The 17,151-nt window shown below is 72.0% G+C and carries 20 protein-coding genes; 8 read left to right on the top strand and 12 right to left on the bottom strand.

Annotated features, from left to right (window positions below; all coding sequences use genetic code 11):
• Positions 1-2: 2 nt before the first annotated feature.
• The 5 genes from N2041_RS00735 to N2041_RS00715 all read right to left on the bottom strand — a co-directional run bounded on the left by N2041_RS00735 (position 3) and on the right by N2041_RS00715 (position 3,973).
• Positions 3-1,151 (bottom strand): CAP domain-containing protein, encoded by a 1,149-nt coding sequence (locus N2041_RS00735; protein ID WP_297674846.1) that lies wholly within the window; start codon positions 1,149-1,151, stop codon positions 3-5.
• 132 nt (positions 1,152-1,283) lie between these two features.
• Positions 1,284-1,664, bottom strand: coding sequence for an iron-sulfur cluster assembly scaffold protein (locus tag N2041_RS00730; RefSeq protein WP_297674845.1), 381 nt, complete (start codon positions 1,662-1,664; stop codon positions 1,284-1,286).
• Positions 1,665-1,680: 16 nt separating this feature from the next.
• Positions 1,681-2,610: a UbiA prenyltransferase family protein gene (locus N2041_RS00725; RefSeq protein ID WP_297674844.1), complete on the bottom strand. Its 930-nt coding sequence runs from the start codon at positions 2,608-2,610 to the stop codon at positions 1,681-1,683.
• Positions 2,607-3,086 carry a YbaK/EbsC family protein gene (locus tag N2041_RS00720; protein ID WP_297674843.1) on the bottom strand — a complete coding sequence of 160 codons (480 nt, stop codon included), beginning with the start codon at positions 3,084-3,086 and terminating at the stop codon, positions 2,607-2,609. Before N2041_RS00720 ends, N2041_RS00725 begins: the two co-directional genes overlap by 4 nt.
• Entirely contained in the window at positions 3,083-3,973 is an 891-nt protein-coding gene (locus N2041_RS00715; RefSeq protein ID WP_297674842.1) for a bifunctional 5,10-methylenetetrahydrofolate dehydrogenase/5,10-methenyltetrahydrofolate cyclohydrolase, read from the bottom strand. Before N2041_RS00715 ends, N2041_RS00720 begins: the two co-directional genes overlap by 4 nt.
• Positions 3,974-4,097: 124 nt before the next feature.
• Between N2041_RS00715 and acpS the strand changes: the two genes are divergently transcribed.
• Genes acpS through N2041_RS00690 form a run of 5 tightly spaced genes read left to right on the top strand, consistent with a single transcriptional unit; the run spans position 4,098 to position 9,543 of the window.
• Positions 4,098-4,568, top strand: a complete 471-nt coding sequence (gene acpS / locus N2041_RS00710) for a holo-ACP synthase (protein WP_297674841.1) — start codon at positions 4,098-4,100, stop codon at positions 4,566-4,568.
• Entirely contained in the window at positions 4,565-6,127 is a 1,563-nt protein-coding gene (locus N2041_RS00705) for an NAD(P)H-hydrate dehydratase (RefSeq protein WP_297674840.1), read from the top strand. The genes acpS and N2041_RS00705 overlap by 4 nt, the downstream gene beginning before the upstream one ends.
• Before the next feature lie 19 nt (positions 6,128-6,146).
• Positions 6,147-7,415, top strand: a complete 1,269-nt coding sequence (gene fabF, locus N2041_RS00700; protein ID WP_297674839.1) for a beta-ketoacyl-ACP synthase II — start codon at positions 6,147-6,149, stop codon at positions 7,413-7,415.
• Entirely contained in the window at positions 7,412-9,121 is a 1,710-nt protein-coding gene (gene recJ, locus N2041_RS00695) for a single-stranded-DNA-specific exonuclease RecJ (RefSeq protein WP_297674838.1), read from the top strand. The genes fabF and recJ overlap by 4 nt, the downstream gene beginning before the upstream one ends.
• Entirely contained in the window at positions 9,118-9,543 is a 426-nt protein-coding gene (locus N2041_RS00690) for a hypothetical protein (RefSeq protein ID WP_297674837.1), read from the top strand. Before recJ ends, N2041_RS00690 begins: the two co-directional genes overlap by 4 nt.
• 4 nt (positions 9,544-9,547) lie before the next feature.
• On the opposite strand, the gene xerD is transcribed toward N2041_RS00690, so the two are convergent.
• Positions 9,548-10,459 carry a site-specific tyrosine recombinase XerD gene (gene xerD, locus N2041_RS00685; RefSeq protein WP_297674835.1) on the bottom strand — a complete coding sequence of 304 codons (912 nt, stop codon included), beginning with the start codon at positions 10,457-10,459 and terminating at the stop codon, positions 9,548-9,550.
• Positions 10,460-10,744: 285 nt separating this feature from the next.
• Here xerD and N2041_RS00680 point away from each other — a divergent pair, with 285 nt between their 5' ends.
• Positions 10,745-11,929, top strand: coding sequence for an acyl-CoA dehydrogenase family protein (locus N2041_RS00680; protein ID WP_297674834.1), 1,185 nt, complete (start codon positions 10,745-10,747; stop codon positions 11,927-11,929).
• 88 nt (positions 11,930-12,017) lie between these two features.
• Here the strand turns inward: N2041_RS00680 and N2041_RS00675 are convergent, their stop codons facing one another.
• Entirely contained in the window at positions 12,018-12,260 is a 243-nt protein-coding gene (locus tag N2041_RS00675) for a hypothetical protein (protein ID WP_297674833.1), read from the bottom strand.
• A 121-nt stretch (positions 12,261-12,381) separates the two neighbouring features.
• Between N2041_RS00675 and N2041_RS00670 the strand changes: the two genes are divergently transcribed.
• Complete coding sequence (locus N2041_RS00670) at positions 12,382-13,893, top strand: Ppx/GppA phosphatase family protein (protein WP_297674832.1); 1,512 nt, start codon at positions 12,382-12,384, stop codon at positions 13,891-13,893.
• On the opposite strand, the gene N2041_RS00665 is transcribed toward N2041_RS00670, so the two are convergent.
• From N2041_RS00665 to N2041_RS00650, 4 genes are all read right to left on the bottom strand, one after another.
• Complete coding sequence (locus N2041_RS00665) at positions 13,890-14,381, bottom strand: histidine phosphatase family protein (protein WP_297674831.1); 492 nt, start codon at positions 14,379-14,381, stop codon at positions 13,890-13,892. The two genes, N2041_RS00670 and N2041_RS00665, sit on opposite strands and share 4 nt — an antisense overlap.
• A gap of 6 nt (positions 14,382-14,387) precedes the next feature.
• Positions 14,388-14,750 carry a hypothetical protein gene (locus tag N2041_RS00660; protein WP_297674829.1) on the bottom strand — a complete coding sequence of 121 codons (363 nt, stop codon included), beginning with the start codon at positions 14,748-14,750 and terminating at the stop codon, positions 14,388-14,390.
• Complete coding sequence (locus N2041_RS00655; RefSeq protein WP_297674828.1) at positions 14,747-15,025, bottom strand: hypothetical protein; 279 nt, start codon at positions 15,023-15,025, stop codon at positions 14,747-14,749. Before N2041_RS00655 ends, N2041_RS00660 begins: the two co-directional genes overlap by 4 nt.
• 95 nt (positions 15,026-15,120) lie before the next feature.
• Positions 15,121-15,309: a hypothetical protein gene (locus N2041_RS00650; protein WP_297674827.1), complete on the bottom strand. Its 189-nt coding sequence runs from the start codon at positions 15,307-15,309 to the stop codon at positions 15,121-15,123.
• A 107-nt stretch (positions 15,310-15,416) separates the two neighbouring features.
• Between N2041_RS00650 and N2041_RS00645 the strand changes: the two genes are divergently transcribed.
• Positions 15,417-16,202, top strand: coding sequence for a TIGR00730 family Rossman fold protein (locus tag N2041_RS00645; RefSeq protein WP_297674826.1), 786 nt, complete (start codon positions 15,417-15,419; stop codon positions 16,200-16,202).
• 81 nt (positions 16,203-16,283) lie between these two features.
• Here N2041_RS00645 and N2041_RS00640 read toward each other — a convergent pair whose 3' ends face one another.
• On the bottom strand, positions 16,284-17,141 hold the full coding sequence (locus N2041_RS00640) for a MaoC/PaaZ C-terminal domain-containing protein (protein ID WP_297674825.1): 858 nt from the start codon (positions 17,139-17,141) through the stop codon (positions 16,284-16,286).
• Between the last annotated feature and the right edge of the window lie 10 nt (positions 17,142-17,151).

Here is a 17,151-nt window from a genome sequence, read left to right as displayed (position 1 = left end):
CCTCAGGGGATCGCGATCTGCGCCTGCCCCCGTGCGATCACCCAGTACGCCGCGCCCGTTCGCAGCTGCGTCAGCGTGTTCAGGTAGGCCGGCATCCCCGGCAGGTACCGCCGCCAGCTGCCCGTCGCCGGGTCCCACTCGTACACCACCGCGACGTTGCTGTTCGGCCCGAACACCTGCGCCGGCGGCACGCTCCCGCCCGGCCACGCCACGAGGTTCGCGCCCGGCGAAAGCGGCAGCGAGGGCACCCCGGCTCCGCCTGCCGGCGCTGAGGGCGTCGGCGTCCGCGTCGGCGTGGCCGTTGGGGTCGGCGTCGGCGTATTCGTCCGCGTTGGGGTCGGCGTCGGTGTATTCGTCGGCGGGCCCGGCGGCATCGGCGGCATCGGCGGCGAACCCGAGCCCTGCGCCTGGGTCGGCGTCGGCGTCGCCGTCGGCGGCATCGTCGGGCTCGGCGACGGCGAGGGCGAAGCCGACGGCGAGGGCGAAGGCGACGGCTGTGCACTCTGCGTCGGCGTGGGCGTCGGCGTCCGCGTCGGCGTGGCCGTCGGGGTCGGCGTGTTGGTGGGCGTGGCGGTGTTCGTCGGCTGGCCGCTGCTGCCGCCGCCGCCCGTCCCGTCGTTCGTCGCCCCGAAGTTCGTCGCCCAGTACCAGCCGTACGGCGAACCCGCCCGGTAGTACCGCGCGATGCCGATCTGCTGGTAGAACCCCGTCAGCATGTTCTGGTTGTGCCCCGGCGAGGCCCGCCACGCATCGAACGCCGCCTGCGCCGTCGACCACGTCGTGCCGGCAGCGAGGTTCTCGCCCGCCCCCGTCGGGTAGCCGCAGTCGATCGCCCGCTGGAACGGCGACCGCCCGAAGCTGTCCGTGTGCGAGAAGTACCCCTTCGTCGCCATATCCTCCACCATCCACGCCGCCGCCCGGTTCAGGTTCGTCGAGATGGTGAGCGGGTTCAGCCCGTTCTGCGCCCGGTACTGGTTGATGAGCACGAGGAACTGCTGCTCCTCGCTGTCGAGCGCGTCGTGCGTCACCGAGCAGTTCGTCAGCGCCTCGGCGCGCTGGTCCGCGCTCATCGTCAGCGCCAGCGCGGCCAGCGCGGCCCCCGCGAGCGCCATCCAGAGCGGCATCGTCGTCCGTCGTACCCCTGCAGCCATGTCATCCCCCGGGCCCGCGGATGCCTGGTGGGCCCGGTTGGAAGTTCGGCCGGAAAGGGGAACCATCCGGTGGACGGCGCGTGGAACCGCCGGAACGATCCGGGACTTCCGGGAATTCCCCGATGCCGCGCGCTACCGCTTCGCCAGCTTCGCCTCGTAATCCGCGATGGCCGCCTTGAGCGCGTCAGCCGCCAGCACGCTGCAGTGCACCTTGTCCCGCGGCAGCCCGCCCATCGCCTCCGCGATCGCCTCCCGCGTCAGCCCCCGAACTGCCTCCAGCGTCCACCCGGCGACGAGCTCGCTCGCGAACGAACTCGTCGCGATCGCCGCCGGGCAGCCCCGCGTCTGCCACCGGACCGCCGCGATGCGCCCGTCGGCCACCCGGATCATCACCCGCATCCGGTCGCCGCAGACCGGGTTCGAACGCTCGCCCTCGCCGTCAGCGTCCTCCAGCACCCCGGCGTTCCGCGGGTGCTCGAAGTGATCGCGAACCAGCTCGGAATACCCGGCCATCGGCGTCACGCTGATCCTACCGGTGCGCCACCAGCACCGCGAGCGCCGTCGCCGTGAACCCCGCCACCGCGAGCAGCACCTGCGGGTCCGTGAACAGCACCCGGTCCGGCGCCTCCGCCTGCCGCGGCCCGCTCATCAGCAGCAGGAACCGGAACAGCCCGAACGCGACGAACGGGATCGTCAGCGCCATCGAGCCGTCGGCCGGCACCCGTGCCGACTCGATCGTGTAGAGCGAGTAGCTCAAGAGCGCCCCCGCCGCGCTCACGCCCAGCATCAGCTCGAGCACCTCCGCGTTGTACGCCGCCAGCGACGGCCGGTGCTTCGCCGCCTCCGGGCCGAGCTGCCGGAATTCGGCCCACCGCTTCGTCGTGGCGACGAAGAACGCCGCGAAGCTCGAGCACACGTACAGCCACGGGCTGATGTCGACTTCGATCGCCGCCGCGCCGCTCACCGCCCGCCCGACGACGCCGGCCCCCAGCAGCAGGATGTCGAGGATGGCGACCCGCTTCAGCTGGAGCGAATACAGCGCCATCAGGACCACGTACCCCGCCAGCACCAGCCCCGCCACCCGGTCGAGCACGATCGCCGCCGGGATGCTCACGACCGCCAGCACCGCCGCCGCCCCCAGCGCCGTCCCCGTGCGCAGTCGACCGCTGGCGATCGGCCGCAGCCGCTTCCGCGGGTGGAGCCGGTCCGCTTCCCGGTCGCGCACGTCGTTCAGCAGGTACGTCGCCGAGGCAGCGAGGCACCACAGCCCGAACAGCACCAGCGACCGCCAGAGCAGCGGCCACCAGCTCTCCGGGTCGCCCGGCGTCCACGCCTCTCCCGCGCTGAACACGAACGCGGCGAACACCACGACGTTCTTCGGCCACTGGTACGGCCGCATCGCCATGAGCAGCGGCGGCACGAGGCCCCCGGCCCGTTCGCCCGGTGCGGCCGCGCTCATTCGCGCTCCCTGCTGATGCGCGCCCACTGCCCGCCGATCGCTTCGACGAGCCGTTCGATGTCGGCCTCGAAGACCGCATTCGGCGCGCCGGCCGCCGCCCACACGGTCGCGAACCGCCGCAGCGAATCGTCGACCACCACATCCGCCCGGGCCGGCCAGCCGACCGGCGCGACGCCCCCCACCTGGTAGCCGGTGTGCGCCCGCACTTCGTCCGGTGAACCCATCTTCAGCCGTTTCCGGCCGACCCCGAGGATTTGCGCGAGCGCCGCGGTGTCGACCTGCCGGTCCCCGGCCGCCAGCACCATCGTCGGCCGCCCCTCGGCGAGGAAGAACAGCGTCTTCACGATCTGCCCGACCTCGCAGCCGACCGCCGCCGCGGCCTCCTCCGCCGTCGCCGTGCTCGCCTCGAAGACCCGCACCTCGCCGGGCAGCCCGAGCGCGCGCAGCGCCGCGGCCACCCGCCCGGGCGGTGTCACGCCCGCCCCTCCAGCGCCCGCCGGGCGGCCCGCACCGTGTTCACCAGCAGCATCGCCACCGTCATCGGCCCCACCCCGCCCGTGTACGGCGTCACCTGGCTCGCCACCTCCCGCACGTCCAGCGCCGCATCGCCGACGAGCCGGTAGCCGCTCGGCCGGTCCGGCGCATCGACCCGGTTCACCCCCACGTCGATGACCACCGCGCCCGGCTTCACCATCTCCTTCGTCAGCGTCCCCGCGCGGCCCGCGGCCATCACGACGATGTCGGCCCGCCGCGTGTGCTCGGCGAGGTCGGGCGTCGCCGTGTGGCAGATCGTCACCGTCGCGTTGCCGCCCCGCGCCTTGTTCGAAAGCAGCACCGCCAGCGGCCGTCCCACGAGCGTGCTCCGGCCCACGACCACCACGTGCTTCCCCGCCGGGTCGTTCCCCGTGCGCAGCAGCAGCTCCACCACCCCGTGGGGCGTGCACGGGATCGCGCCATCGAGCTCGCCCCGCAGGAGCTTGCCGAGGTTCACCGGGTGGAGGCCGTCGGCGTCCTTCGCCGGGTCCATCGCGTCGATGACGCGCAGCTCGTTCACCTGCGTCGGCAGCGGCAGCTGGGGCAGGATCGCGTGGAAGCGCCTGTCCGCGTTCAACTCCCGGATGAGCGCGATGACCTCCGCCTCAGTGGCCGATGCCGGCAGCCGGAACGTCTCCGAAAAGATGCCTGCCTCGGCGCACGCCTTCGTCTTCATTGAGACATAACTGATGGACGCGGCGTTGTCCCCCACGATGACGGCCGCCAGCCCCGGGGTCACCCCCGCGGCCCGCAGCTCCGCCGCCTCGCGCGCGACCTCCGCGCGGATCTCCGCGGCTATCGCCGCCCCATCGATCAGCTTCGCCGGCATGCGCGTAGCGTAGCCGGGAACCTCCCTCCGGGCCAAAGCCGCGCCGGCCACGCGCGAACGGCCGCCCTCGCGTACGATCCGCGCAGCACGAGTTCACCCACCCTGCACGAACAGGCTGGTTCCCATGCCCGACGACGCCACGCCGCCGCGCCCGCGCAAGTTCGCCCACGGCATCGATGTCATCGAAACCCACCGCATCGCCGACGTCATCCGCCGCCACGGCGACCGCTTCCTCAACCGCGTCTACACCCCCGACGAAATCGCCCACTGCCGCGGCCGCATCCCCGAACTCGCTGTCCGCTTCGCCGCGAAAGAGGCCGTGATGAAGGCCCTCGGCACCGGCATCCGCGGCGTCGGCTGGAAGGACATCGAAATCCTCCCCAACCGCCGCGGCAAGCCGCTCGTCTTCCTCTACGGCCGCGGGGCGAAGCGCGCCGAGGAGATCGAACTCCGCGGCCTCGAAATCTCCATGACCCACCTCGCCGACCTCGCCATGGCCTCCGTCGTCGGCGAGCGCGCCCTCACCGAAGCCGAAGACACCCCCCGGCGCGGCGACAACGCCCTTCGCCTCATCCGGGAGAAAGGCCTCCGATGAAGCTCGTCACCGCTGCCGAAATGCGCCAGCTCGAAGCCGCGGCCATCGCCGCCGGCTCCAGCGAAGCCCAGTTGATGGAGGAAGCCGGCCTCGCCGTCGCCCAGGAGTCGTGGATGCTCCTCGGCACGCTCGAAGGCCGCCGCATCCTCGTCCTCGCCGGCCCCGGCAACAACGGCGGCGATGGCCTCGTCGCTGCCCGCCACCTCTACGACTGGGGCGCCGAGGTCGCCGTCTACTTCCCGGCCGGCCACCGCGACGAATCCCGCCTCGAAGAACTCCGCGCCCGCGAAATCCCCCTCCTCATGGGTGACGATGACCCCGGCGGCGGCCAGCTCCGGGCCCAGCTCGAAGCCGCCGACCTCGTCATCGATGCCCTCCTCGGCATCGGCCAGCGCCTCCCGCTCGACCCGGCCAGCCCGGTCGGCCGCGCCCTCGCCGCGCTCGGCCGCGTCCGCGCGAGCTCCTACCAGCCGCCGAAGGTCGTCGCCGTCGATCTCCCGACCGGCCTCGACAGCGACTCCGGCGCCGTCGACCCCCTCCTCGTCGTGCCCGACATGACGGTCACCTTCGGCCTGCCGAAGGTGGGGATGTACCAGGCGCCCGGCAGCGACGCCGTCGGCCGCGTTCAGGTCATCGATATCGGCATCCCAAAAGAGGCGCTCGAGGCCGTCTCGCTCGAACTGATCACCTCCCGCTGGGTGCGCCAGCACCTCCCGGCGCGCCCGGCCGACGCCAACAAGGGTACGTTCGGCCGCGTCCTCGTCGTCGGCGGGTCCAGCCGCTACCGCGGGGCCGTCCTGCTGGCCGCCCGCGGCGCCTACCGGGCCGGCGCCGGGCTCGTCACCATCGCCGCGGCCGACGACCTCGCGGCCGGGCTCGCCCCGGCGCTCCCCGAGGCGACCTGGCTGCCCCTCCCCGCCGCGCCGGGCGGCACCCTCGCCGCCGAAGCCGCGCTCTCGCTCCGCGCCGAGTGGGCCGCGGCCCGCGCAGCCGTCATCGGCCCCGGCCTCTCGCTCGCCGATGAGACCCGCGCCTTCACCTGGGCCGCCCTCCCCGATACCGCCGACTGCCCCGGCGGCGTCGTGGTCGACGCCGATGCCCTCAACGCCCTCGCCGCCATGGACGACGCTCCGCAGCGGCTCCACCCCCGCGCCATCCTCACCCCCCACCCCGGCGAGATGGCGCGCCTCCTCCGCACGACCATCCCGGACGTCCAGCGCGACCGCCCCGGCGCGGCCCGCGCCGCCGCCGACCGCTTCGGCTGCGTCGTCGTCCTCAAGGGCGCCCACACCGTGGTCGCGGCCCCGGGCGGCGCGGCCGCGCTCTGCCCGTTCGCGAACCCCCTCCTCGCGACCGCCGGCAGCGGCGACGTCCTCGCCGGCATCATCGCCGGCTACCTCGCGCAGGGGGCCGACCCCTACACCGCCGCCCGCCTCGGCGTCTACCTCCACGCCGCGGTCGCCGAGGCCGCCGAGCCGGAACTCGGCCGCGCCGGCCTCCTCGCCGGCGACATCGCCGATCGCCTCCCCCGCGTCGTCCGGGACCTTACCCAATCCTGATGTACACTCAGGGCAACCCGTGACGAACAGCGCACCCTCCCCCGCCCGCCGCGTCGTCGTTACCGGCCTCGGCATCGTCAGTCCCCTTGGACATAACGCCTGCGATACGTGGGCAGCCCTCGTCGAAGCCCGCTCCGGCACCCGCCGCATCACCCTCTTCGACCCTGAAGGCTTCGATTCGCAGGTCGCCGGTGAAGTCCCCGACTTCGACCCGGCTGCCTACATGGACCGCAAAGAAGCCCGCCGCGCCGACCGCGCCACCCAGTTCGCCTTCGTCGCCGCCGATGAGGCCCTCGCCCAGTCCGGCTACCGCCCCGCGCCCGGCGACGGCTCCGAACTCGCCATCATCATCGGCACCGCCATCGGCGGCATCACCACCCTCGTCGCCGAGTACGAAACCATGCGCGCGAAGGGCCCCGGCCGCGTCTCGCCCTTCCTCATGCCGATGATGCTCGCCGATATGACGAGCGGCCAGCTCAGCATCCGCCTCGGCGCGCGCGGCGTGAACTACTGCCTCGTCAGCGCCTGCGCCAGCGGCGCCGACAGTATCGGCGAAGCCGCGAACATCATCCGCCGCGGTGACGCCGAGGTCGTCCTCGCCGGCGGCACCGAAGCGCCCATCACGCCGATCGTCGTCGCCGGCTTCGCCTCTGCGAAGGCCCTCACCACCGCCAACGCCGACCCGGCCCGCGCCTCCCGCCCCTTCGACGCCCGCCGCGACGGCTTCGTCCTCGCCGAGGGCGCCGCCGTCCTCGTCCTCGAAAGCGAAGAGCACGCCCGCGCCCGTGGCGCCGCCATCCTCGCCGAGCTCGCCGGCTACGGCGCGACCTCCGACGCCTACCACATCACCCAGCCCGACGACCGGGGCGAGGGCGCCGCCCGCGCCATGCAGATCGCGCTCCGGCAGGCCGGCCTCCAGCCCGACGAAATCGACTACCTCAACGCCCACGGCACCTCCACCCCCATCAACGACCGCCTCGAAACGCTCGCCCTCAAGCGCGTCTTCGGCGAATACGCCTACGACCTCCCCATCAGCTCCACGAAGTCGATGACCGGCCATCTGCTCGGCGCCGCGGGCGCCGTCGAAGCCGCCATCTCGGTCCTTGCCCTCCAGAAGCAGGTCATCCCGCCGACCGCCAACTACGAAGTGCCGGACCCCGACTGCGACCTCGACTACGTGCCCAACGTCGCCCGCCCGGCCCGCCTCGAGGCCGTGATGACCAACTCGCTCGGCTTCGGCGGCCACAACTCCAGCCTCATCTTCCGCACCTACCGGCCGTCGCCATGACGCAGCTCGTCGGCGCCCTGCCTCCCCGCTGGCGGCTCCGCGACCCCTACGCCCACCAGAACGGCATCCCCCGCTTCCCGCCCGTCGTCGCGGCCGTCCTCGCTGCCCGCGGCATCACCACCCGTCAGCAGGCCGATGCCTTCTACAAGCCTCACCTGCTGCCCGCCCACGACCCGCTCCTCCTGCCCGGCATGGCCGAAGCCGTCCAGCGCGTCGCCCGCGCCATCGATGACGGCGAGCTGATCGCGCTCTACGGCGATTTCGACGTCGACGGCGTCACCTCCATCGCTATCCTCCGCGAAGGCCTCGCCCCGCTCGGCGCCCGCACCCTGCCCTACATCCCCGACCGCTTCACCGAAGGCTACGGCCTCAACTTCGGCGCCATCCGCTCGCTCGCCGCCGCCGGCGCGACGCTGCTCGTCACCGCCGACTGCGGCATCTCCTCGGTCGCCGAAGTCGCCTACGCGAACGAACTCGGCCTCGACGTCATCATCCTCGACCACCACACGGTGCCCGACGTGCTCCCCGATGCCCTCGCCGCCGTCAATCCGAAGCGCATCGACTCGCCCTACCCCTTCGACGAGCTGGCCGCCTGCGGCGTCGCCTACCGCTTCCTCGAAGTCCTCTACGACCACCTCGGCCGCCCGTTCGAGGATGCCGACTTCATCGACCTCGCCGCTCTCGGCACCGTCGCCGATGTCGCGCCCCTCGTCGACGAGAACCGTCGCATCGTCGCCCGCGGCCTCGAGGTCATGCGCACCGGCGGGCTCCGCCCCGGCCTCGCCGCCCTCTCCCGCGTCGCCGGCGTCAGCCCCGAGCGCTTCACCTCCGAGACGCTCGGCTTCGCGCTCGGCCCGCGGATGAACGCGGCCGGCCGTCTCGCCCACGCGAACATCGCCCTCCAGCTGCTCCTCGAGCGGGATTTCCGCCGCGCTCTCGAGCTCGCGAACGAACTCCACGCCCTCAACCGCGAGCGCCAGCGCCAGACGGAAGAAGCCACGCAGCTCGCCGAAGAGCTCCTCGGCCCCGCCGACGTCCCGCTCCTCTGGGTCGTCACCGACCGGATTGCGCCCGGCATCGTCGGGCTCGTCGCCTCCCGCCTCGCCGAGCGGCGCAACCGGCCTGCCGTCGTCCTCTCGCGCGGCCCCGAAGAATCCCGCGCCAGCGCCCGCAGCATCCCCGGCCTCGACATCGTCGCAGCCATCCGCGCCGAGAAGCACCTGCTCGTCCGCCACGGCGGACACCGCGCCGCCGCCGGCTTCACCGTCCGCAACGAGCACCTCGACGAACTCCGCGAGCGGCTCACCGCGACGGCCGCTGCGCGCCTCGGCTGGGAGCCGCCCCGCCGGGTCATCGACATCGACGCCGAGGCGCCTCTCAGCGCCCTCGACGGCCTCGAAGTGAAGGGCCTCATGCGCTTCGAGCCCACGGGCCACGGCAATCGGAAGCCCGTCCTCCTCAGCCGCGGCGTCAGCCTCCTCCAGGCGAAACCCGTCGGCGCCACCGGCGACCACCTCCGCCTCACCGTCCGCCACGGCCCGGTCACCTGGCGCGGCATCGCCTTCCGCCAGGCCGGCGCCGAGCTCGACGCCGAGGTCGACCTCGTCTACTCCCTCCAGCCCGATGTCACCGGGCAGGGCGTCGAACTCGAGGTGCTCGATATCGCGCCCTCTGCCATCGCCCGGCCCCTCGAACGCGGCGCATGAGCAGCGACGAACTCACCCTCGCCGCCGACGCCGCCCGCGCCCTCCGCGAGGCGCAGGCCCTCTGCTACCGGACGAACTGCGCCATCGTCGCGCCGGAACACCTGCTCGCCGCCTGTCTCCTCCAGCTCCGGGCTGCCGGGCTCGAAGGCCTGCCCGAACCCGCCGCCGTCCAGCAGGCGCTCGTCGCCACCCAGGGGCTCGGCGAAGACCCGCTCGACCGCGACGTCATATTCGGCTCTGCCGCCCGCGAGGCGATCAGCCGCGCCGCCGCCGCGGCCCGCGCGGCCGGCAGCATGACCATCACGTGCGCCGACCTCGCGATCGCCCTCGTCGAATCCGGCGAGTGCAGCCCGATGTTTTTCGCCTCGCTCGGCGTGCCCCGGGCCGCGCTCCTCGAGCTCCTGCGCGCTCCCGGCGCCTGAACTCCTACGCCGAGGCCCGCGGGTGGGCCTTGTCGTACTCCTTCCGCTTCTGCTGGTCCGTCAGGTGCGTGTAGATCTGCGTCGTCGAGATGCTCGCGTGGCCCAGCGCGTCCTGCACGTACCGCAGCGGCATCCCGCCCGCCAGCATGTGCGTCGCGTACGTGTGGCGGAGCGTGTGCGGCGTGATCGCCGTGTCCAGCCCCGCCTCTTTGGCGTAGTTCTTCAGAATCAGCCAGAAGCCCTGCCGCGTCAGCCGTTCGCCCCGCCGGTTGACGAACAGCGCAGCCTCGCGCCGGTTCCGCACCAGCTTCGGCCGGATATGGAAGATGTACTGCCGCAGCTCGTCCACCGCCGTCGGCGGCAGCGTCAGCACCCGCTCCTTGTCGCCCTTGCCGACGCACCGCACGGTGACCGGGTCGCTCTCCAGCGCCACGTCGTTCACGTCCAGCGAGACCAGCTCCGTCACCCGCAGGCCCGTCGCGTAGAGCAGTTCGAGCATCGCCTTGTCGCGCCGCGCCTCCGGCGTGTTCCGCCGCGCCGGCTGCTCCAGCAGCTCGTCGACCTCCTCCACCGTGAGCGCCCGCGGCAGCTGCTTCCCAACCTGCGGCGATTTCACCTGCTCCGTCGGGTCCGCCCCGATCACCCCCTCCCCCGCGAGGAAGCTGAAGAACGACTTCAGCGACGCCACCTTCCGCGCCACCGTCGTGTCCTTGTACTTCATCTCCTCCCGCAGGTGCTCCACGAACCGCACCAGGTGGTCCTTCGTCATCGCCTCCGGCGCCACCCCCGGGTACTCGCTCGCCATGAAATTCGTGAACTGGGCAAGGTCATTCCGGTAGGCGGCCAGCGTGTTCTGGGACGCGTTCTTCTCCACCGCCAGGAAATTCAAAAACTGGTCGATGCGCTCGTTCGTCACGTCGCGTTACCTCGATGCCGTTGCGGTCGTGGGGTCCAGGGGCGGCGCCATGATAGGCAGCCCCTTCCCCGGGTGTCCATGGAATTCGGCCCGCCCCTCCGTGAATTTCTCGGTACCCGCCGCGGCCCCTGTCATCACGCCACGGTATCCCCGTCCTGCCTCCCCTGCCCTCCTGCGCCGCGCCATGCCACGAGCCTAGCCCCCTCCCGCGATCCGTGCATCCCCGCCCGCGCCCCTTTCGCCTACCGGCTGGTAATCTTGCTGAAGGCCAACCCGGAGGAACCCATGGTCTCACTCGAACTCAACGACGAAGAAAAGCTGGTCCAGCAGGTCGCCCGCGACTTCGCCCGCAAGGAGATCCGCCCCGTCGCCGCCTACTACGACGAGCGCGAAGAAGTCCCGTACGACCTGATCAAGAAAGCCGCCGCCATCGGGTTCGGCATCTCGAAACAGGGCTCGCTCCTCGATGGCTCCGGCTCCTCGCTCATCCCCTCCATCATTGCCGAGGAGCTCTCGTGGGGCTGCGCCGGCATCGCCCTCGCCATCAACAGCTCCGGCCTCGCCGCCGCCGCCATCGCCGCCACCGGCACGCCCGAGCAGCGCGAACGGTGGCTCGCTGCCATCGCCTCCGACGAAAACGAGGTCCACCTCGGCGCGATGTGCCTCACCGAGCCCGACGCCGGCTCCGATGTCGCCAACATCCAGACGACCGCCACCCGCGACGGCGACTTCTACGTCCTCAACGGCGAAAAGCAGTTCATCACCAACGGCGGCATCGCCGACGTCCACGTCGTCTTCGCGACCGAAGACCGCTCGAAAGGCTGGGGCGGTATCAGCGCCTTCGTCGTCCCGAAGGGCACGCCCGGACTCCAGGAAGGCACCGTCTGGAAGAAGATGGGCATCCGCGCATCCCACACCGCCAACGTCATCTTCACGGACTGCCGCATCCCGGCCGAGTACAAGCTCGGCGCCCCCTCGAAACCCGGCGGCTCCGCCGGGCCGGGCGCCGTCGGCGCCCTCATGACCCTCGAGCGCACCCGCCCCGTCGTCGGCGCCTACGCCGTCGGCATCGCCCGCGCCGCCTACGAATACGCGCTCGACTACGCCAAGTCCCGCGTCCAGTTCGGCCGGCCGATCATCAAGAACCAGGCGATCTCCTTCATGCTCGCCGACATGGCGATGGCCGTCGATTCCGCCCGCCTCATGGTCTGGCGCGCCGCCTGGATGGCCGGCGCCAACGTCCCCTACCTCCAGGCCGAGGGCTCGATGGCGAAATGCTTCGCCTCCGACGTCGCCATGAAGGTCACCGTGGATGCCGTCCAGGTCCTCGGCGGGCAGGGCTACATGCGCGACCACCCGGTCGAAAAGTGGGTCCGCGACGCTAAGATCTTCCAGATCTTCGAAGGCACCAACCAGATTCAGCGGCTCGTCATCGGCCGCGCCCTCGAGGCGCTCCCGCCCCGCGGCTGACCGGCGTCCACCTGCCCCCGCACGAACCACAGCGGCCCGCCCCCATCCAGGGGCGGGCCGCTGCGTCATGCTGAAGCAGGCTGAACCGTCAGCTCTGCGGTGCGTCCGGGCAGCTGTCGCCCGGCTTGCCGGGCGCATCCCCCGAGCGGTAGGCCAGCGCGTCGTCCCTGGGCGCGAACTCTCGCGCGTCCCAGGCGGCCACGTTCGCCGCCGCGCCCGCCCCGTGCGCGTCAGCCGTCTCGAGCACCAGCGTGCCCTGCGGCGTCTCGCCGCCCCCGCCCATCACCACCGCCGCCAGCGGCAGGAACGCAAACGTTAACGGAAGCACCATCAGAATGGCGAAGGTTCGGCGCACGCGCGCACCTCCTCAACCGGCTGGCATGCAGTCTACCACACGCCGCGCAATCGCCCCTTGTTCCGCTCACGTCCCGGGCGCATGCTGGGATCAGCATATGCCAGTCGCTCCCCGGCAGACCGTCGCCGTCATCGACGTCGGCTCGAACTCCATCCGCCTCCTCGTCGCCCGCGCCCTCAGCTACCTCGCCTTCGAAGTCATCGACGAGGCCCGCTACGATGCCCGCCTCGGCTCCGGCCAGGCCGGCGGCAACCTCACGCCCGAAGGCATGGAGCGCGGCCTCCGCGCCCTCGCCATCATGCACCAGCTCGCCGAGGCCCACGGCCCCGCCGAGATCATCGCCGTCGGCACCGAGGCCCTCCGCCGCGCCCCCAACGCGGACGACTTCCTCGAACGCGTCCGCGACCGCACCGGCCTCCGTATCCGCGTCCTCTCGGGCTACGAAGAAGCCCACGCCGGCTACCTCGGGGTCATCAACAGCACCACCCTCACCGACGGCTACCTCCTCGACCTCGGCGGCGGCTCGCTCGAGCTCATGACCGTCGAAGGCCGCGCCCTCCGCGAAGTCCAGTCCGTCCCCCTCGGCGCCATCTACAGCCGCGAGACGTACCTCCACGCCGACCCGCCCCTTCCCCGTGAAGTCCGGGCCCTCCGCAAGGCCGTCCAGCGCTCCTTCGTCCCTGGCCATCTCCCGCCCGTGCTCTTCGCCACCGGCGGCGCCGTTCGCAACCTCGCCCGCATCATCCGCATCCGCCGCCGCTACCCGCTCGGCCGGCTTCACGGCCTCGAAATCACCCGGAAAGAGCTCCGCCGCCTCGCGCGCGAACTCGCCGCCGTCCCCACCGAGGCCCGCCGCCGCATCCCCGGTGTCGGCAGCAACCGCGCCGACCTCCTCCACGCCGCCGCCATCGTCATCGACGAGGTCATGGAGCTCCTCGGCGCGCCGTCGCTCGTCGTCTCCGGCCAGGGCCTCCGCGAAGGCCTCGCCTGGCAGGCGATCCGCGGCGAAAGCCCCGTCCTCCCCGACGTCCGCGCCGCCAGCATCGCCGGCCTCGCCCTCGCCAACGGCGTCGATATCGCCTCCGCCGAACCCACCGTCGAGGCCGCTGACCGCATTTTCGAGGTCACCCGGCCGCTCCACGGCCTCGGCGACACCGAACGCGGCCTCCTCAGCGATGCCGCCCGCCTCGCCGGCATCGGCACCCACATCGACTACTACAACCGCGACCGCCACGCCGAGTACCTGGTCCACAGCGGCGACCTCCACGGCTACGCCCACCGCGAGGTCATCCTCCTCGCCGCCCTCGTCCGCTGGGCCGATTCCGGCACGCCCGACCTCTCGCCCTACCGCGCGATCACGAACGGCGACGACGCGCGCAAGGCCGCCATCCTCGCCGCCATCCTCGGCCTCGCCCGCGCCGTCCGGCGCCGCGCCCCCTCGCCGGTCCGCGGCCTCCGCCTCGACCTCGAAGGCGATGCCCTGTCCCTCGACCTCGAAGCCGACGCCCCGCTCGACGCCGAACTCCACGAAATCGAACGCCAGCGCCGCCGGTTCGAAACCGTCCTCCGCTGCCGCCTCCTCGCCCGGGGCCCCGCCCTCGTCGGCTAGCCTGCCGCCATCCGCCGCAGCGCACCCGGCGGGATGAACCATTCCAGCCAGCAGTTCCCCGCCCGCGGCTCGCCCGCCGCCCGCACCAGCGCCGCCCCGCCCTTCTTGAACGTCACCGCCATCCCGGCCGGGTCGCCCGTCAACAGGTAGGCCAGCAGCTCGCCCATCCACGGCTCGTGGCCCACCAGAGCCACCGGCGAGGCGTCCGTTTCCGCCGCCATCTCGATCACGGCCTGGTAGTCATCGCCCGCGAGCGTCTCCGAAATCCGCACCTTCCCCAGCCCGTACGCTTCCCGCAGGATCTCCGCCGTCTGCACGGCCCGCAGCCACGGCGAACTCACGATGACCTGCGGCGTCACGAGCCGCGCGAGCCCCCGGGCTGCTTCCCGCATCCGCTCCGCGCCTTCCGGCGTCAGCGGCCGCTCCGCATCGTTCGCCACGGTGCCCCGTTCCGCTGCAATCGCATGCCGAACGAGCACCAGGTCCATCGCCCCTCAGCCTCCCGCCGCCGGCCCCGGCTGCCCGGGCGCTTCGAACCCCGCAAGCCCGATCTCCACCACCTTCCACTGCCCCAGCATCGGCCGCCAGCGCGTCGCCACCGCCACCGTCCCCGCGCTCGAACGGAACCGCACGAGGAACCGCGCTTCGCCCTCCTCGGCGGCCTGCTCCTCAAGCTCGAACCCGTCGATGCCCGGGAGCTGCGCCGGCGAGAGCCCCTGCGCCCCCGAGGCGAGCTGCATCAGCTGCGCCATCGCCTCGGGCGCCAGGTCGGCCATTACCTGGGCGAGGTTCCCGGTCATCACCGCGCGCGCCGTCCGTTCGGCCGCAGCGCGCGCCTCGCCCGGGTCCGCCGTCACGACCCCGTGACTTCCTTCACGTCGTCGATCTGCCACTTCCCGCCGTTCTCCACCCACTTGCTCCACACCACCCGCGTCTTCTCGCCGATGTACGAAATCTCCACCTCGTTGTTGCCGAGGTCCTTGATTTCGAAGCGGGTCGCCGTGATCGGGTTCGCCGCCAGCGCCATCACCTTCGCCATCGCGTTCGGCGTGAAATCGCCCATCAGCCCGGCCACGTTGCCGGTCACCACATCCTGCGCATGGCGCTCCTGCGTCGCCCTCAGGTCGCTCATCGTCAGCCTCCGAATCGGGAAGAATGCTCCGCCGCGGGCGGCGGGCCGCCGGCAGCATACCCCCGCCGGGGCCGCCCCTTCAATCGCCCGCGCGGCTACCAGGCCCGCCGCTCGTGCACGACCAGCCGCACCGCCCGCGCCCCTGCCGTCGCCGCATCGATCGCCGCCCCCAATTCGCGGTACACGCCGACCGGCCGCTCCGTCCCTGCTGCGACGAGCAGCCACCCCTCGCGCGCTGGCACGAGGTGCAGCTCCCTCGCCCGGGTTCCCTGCGTCTCTTCCATGATCGAACAGTCGGCAGCACGGCCCCGGCCTGCGTAGGGGAAGGCCCCGTTTTCCCTCCTCCCCTCCCCCGGCGGCCTGCACGCCCGCCACCCGATAGACTTGCCCCATGCCGGACGACACGCTTCCCCTCCCCGCGCCGCCAGCCCGCGCCCCCGAGTGGGGCAAAGCCCCGGACGGCGCCGACGAACGCCGCTTCCTCGAAGGCCCGGCCGACCGCGGGTCAGAATTCCTCCGCGTCCTCCGCATCGGCGGCGAATTCATCCGCGGCTTCCGCAAACTCCACTTCGTCGGCCCCTGCGTCACCATCTTCGGCTCCGCCCGCTTCACGGAGGACCACCCCTACTACGACCTCGCCCGCCGCGTCGGGCAGGCCGTCGCCCGCGAAGGCTTCACCGTCATGACCGGCGGCGGCCCGGGGCTGATGGAGGCCGCCAACCGCGGCGCCAAGGACGTCGGCGGCTACTCCGTCGGCTGCAACATCGAACTCCCCCACGAGCAAAAGCCGAACCCCTACCTCGATACCTTCGTCGAGTTCCGCTACTTCTTCGTCCGCAAGGTGATGCTGGCCAAGTACTCCTACGCCTTCATCGCCATGCCCGGCGGCTTCGGCACCCTCGATGAACTCTTCGAAATCGCCACCCTCATCCAGACCCGCAAAATCCGCGATTACCCCTGCATCCTCATCGGCGTCGACTTCTACGAGCCGCTCATGGACTTCATGCTCAACCGCCTCGTCGCCATGGGCACCATCGACCCCGAAGACCTCGACCGCCTCGTCCTCACCGACTCTCCAGAGGAAGCCGCCGCCATCGTCCGCGAGGTCGGCATCCGCAAGTTCGGCCTCCGCTACCGGAAGGCCGCGCCGCGCCGCCGCCGCTTCCTCTTCGAATAGCCAGCCCCTGCCTGACAGCGAACGAAAAACGAGGCCGCGGCAACCGCCGCGGCCCCGCCGTCGCATGCTCGCTCCGGGGCGCTAGCCGCGCACCGTGATCGCCGCGTTCGTGATGACCGGCGTGCCCCGTTCCTTCGTCTGCGCCGCGACGAGAATCGTGTTCCCCTCGCGCCAGTACGAGGTCACGATCGTCTCGCCCGGGAAGACCACACCGGCGAACCGCGCCTGGTAGCGCGCCACCTTCGCCGTGTCGCCGCCGAGCGCATGGTCCACCACCGCTTTGCACACCACGCCGAACGAGCACAGACCGTGGAGGATCGGCCGGTCGAAGCCGCCCATCTTCGCGAAGTCCGGGTCGGCGTGCAGCGGGTTCTTGTCGCCCGAGAGCCGGTAGAGCAGCGCCTGCTGCGGCAGCGTCTTCGATTCGACCGTGCCGTCCGGCGCCCGGTTCGGCGCTTCGTTGCCAGCTGGCGGCCCGCTTTCGCCGCCGAAGCCGCCCTCGCCCCGCAGGAAGAGCGAGAACCGGTTCACGAACAGCGGCTCCGCTTCGCCCTTCAGCTTCGTCTCCGTCTCCAGCACGACGAGCGCGGCCTTCCCCTTGTCGTAGATCCCGGCCACCTTGCCGCTCGTCTCCACCTCGCCCTCGACCGGGATCGGCTTCCGGATTTCGAGGTCCTGCTCCCCATGGAGCAGCAGCGCCGGGTTGAACTGCAGCCCCGGCACCTGCCCGACGCCGCCCAGCGACCCGAACGCCGGGATGACGCCGAAGCTCGGCAGCACCTTCAGGTTCCGTTCGTACGTATACGTCAGCTCGTTCGGGTCCGTCGGCGGGTCGCCCGCGCCCACGCCGAGGTGGTACAGGATGACCCGGTCCCGGTCCCAGCGGAACGTCCCGCCCTGGATCGGCGCCCCAAGCGCCTTCGAAGGATCGATTGGCACGTCAACGACC

Source organism: Tepidiforma sp. (assembly GCF_026419595.1).
In the GTDB taxonomy this organism is placed as follows: Bacteria; Chloroflexota; Dehalococcoidia; order Tepidiformales; family Tepidiformaceae; genus Tepidiforma.
Note: the sequence above shows the minus strand (reverse complement) of the source record. Positions and strands in the feature narration are given on the sequence as shown.

Excerpts from the sequence above, each read along its gene's own strand:
- N2041_RS00735 (WP_297674846.1), bottom strand. The coding sequence starts at position 1,151 with ATGGCTGCAGGGGTACGACGGACGACGATGCCGCTCTGGATGGCGCTC.
- N2041_RS00730 (WP_297674845.1), bottom strand. The coding sequence starts at position 1,664 with ATGGCCGGGTATTCCGAGCTGGTTCGCGATCACTTCGAGCACCCGCGG.
- N2041_RS00725 (WP_297674844.1), bottom strand. The coding sequence starts at position 2,610 with ATGAGCGCGGCCGCACCGGGCGAACGGGCCGGGGGCCTCGTGCCGCCG.
- N2041_RS00715 (WP_297674842.1), bottom strand. The coding sequence starts at position 3,973 with ATGCCGGCGAAGCTGATCGATGGGGCGGCGATAGCCGCGGAGATCCGC.
- acpS (WP_297674841.1), top strand. The coding sequence starts at position 4,098 with ATGCCCGACGACGCCACGCCGCCGCGCCCGCGCAAGTTCGCCCACGGC.
- N2041_RS00705 (WP_297674840.1), top strand. The coding sequence starts at position 4,565 with ATGAAGCTCGTCACCGCTGCCGAAATGCGCCAGCTCGAAGCCGCGGCC.
- recJ (WP_297674838.1), top strand. The coding sequence starts at position 7,412 with ATGACGCAGCTCGTCGGCGCCCTGCCTCCCCGCTGGCGGCTCCGCGAC.
- N2041_RS00690 (WP_297674837.1), top strand. The coding sequence starts at position 9,118 with ATGAGCAGCGACGAACTCACCCTCGCCGCCGACGCCGCCCGCGCCCTC.
- N2041_RS00680 (WP_297674834.1), top strand. The coding sequence starts at position 10,745 with ATGGTCTCACTCGAACTCAACGACGAAGAAAAGCTGGTCCAGCAGGTC.
- N2041_RS00675 (WP_297674833.1), bottom strand. The coding sequence starts at position 12,260 with ATGGTGCTTCCGTTAACGTTTGCGTTCCTGCCGCTGGCGGCGGTGGTG.
- N2041_RS00670 (WP_297674832.1), top strand. The coding sequence starts at position 12,382 with ATGCCAGTCGCTCCCCGGCAGACCGTCGCCGTCATCGACGTCGGCTCG.
- N2041_RS00665 (WP_297674831.1), bottom strand. The coding sequence starts at position 14,381 with ATGGACCTGGTGCTCGTTCGGCATGCGATTGCAGCGGAACGGGGCACC.
- N2041_RS00655 (WP_297674828.1), bottom strand. The coding sequence starts at position 15,025 with ATGAGCGACCTGAGGGCGACGCAGGAGCGCCATGCGCAGGATGTGGTG.
- N2041_RS00650 (WP_297674827.1), bottom strand. The coding sequence starts at position 15,309 with ATGGAAGAGACGCAGGGAACCCGGGCGAGGGAGCTGCACCTCGTGCCA.
- N2041_RS00645 (WP_297674826.1), top strand. The coding sequence starts at position 15,417 with ATGCCGGACGACACGCTTCCCCTCCCCGCGCCGCCAGCCCGCGCCCCC.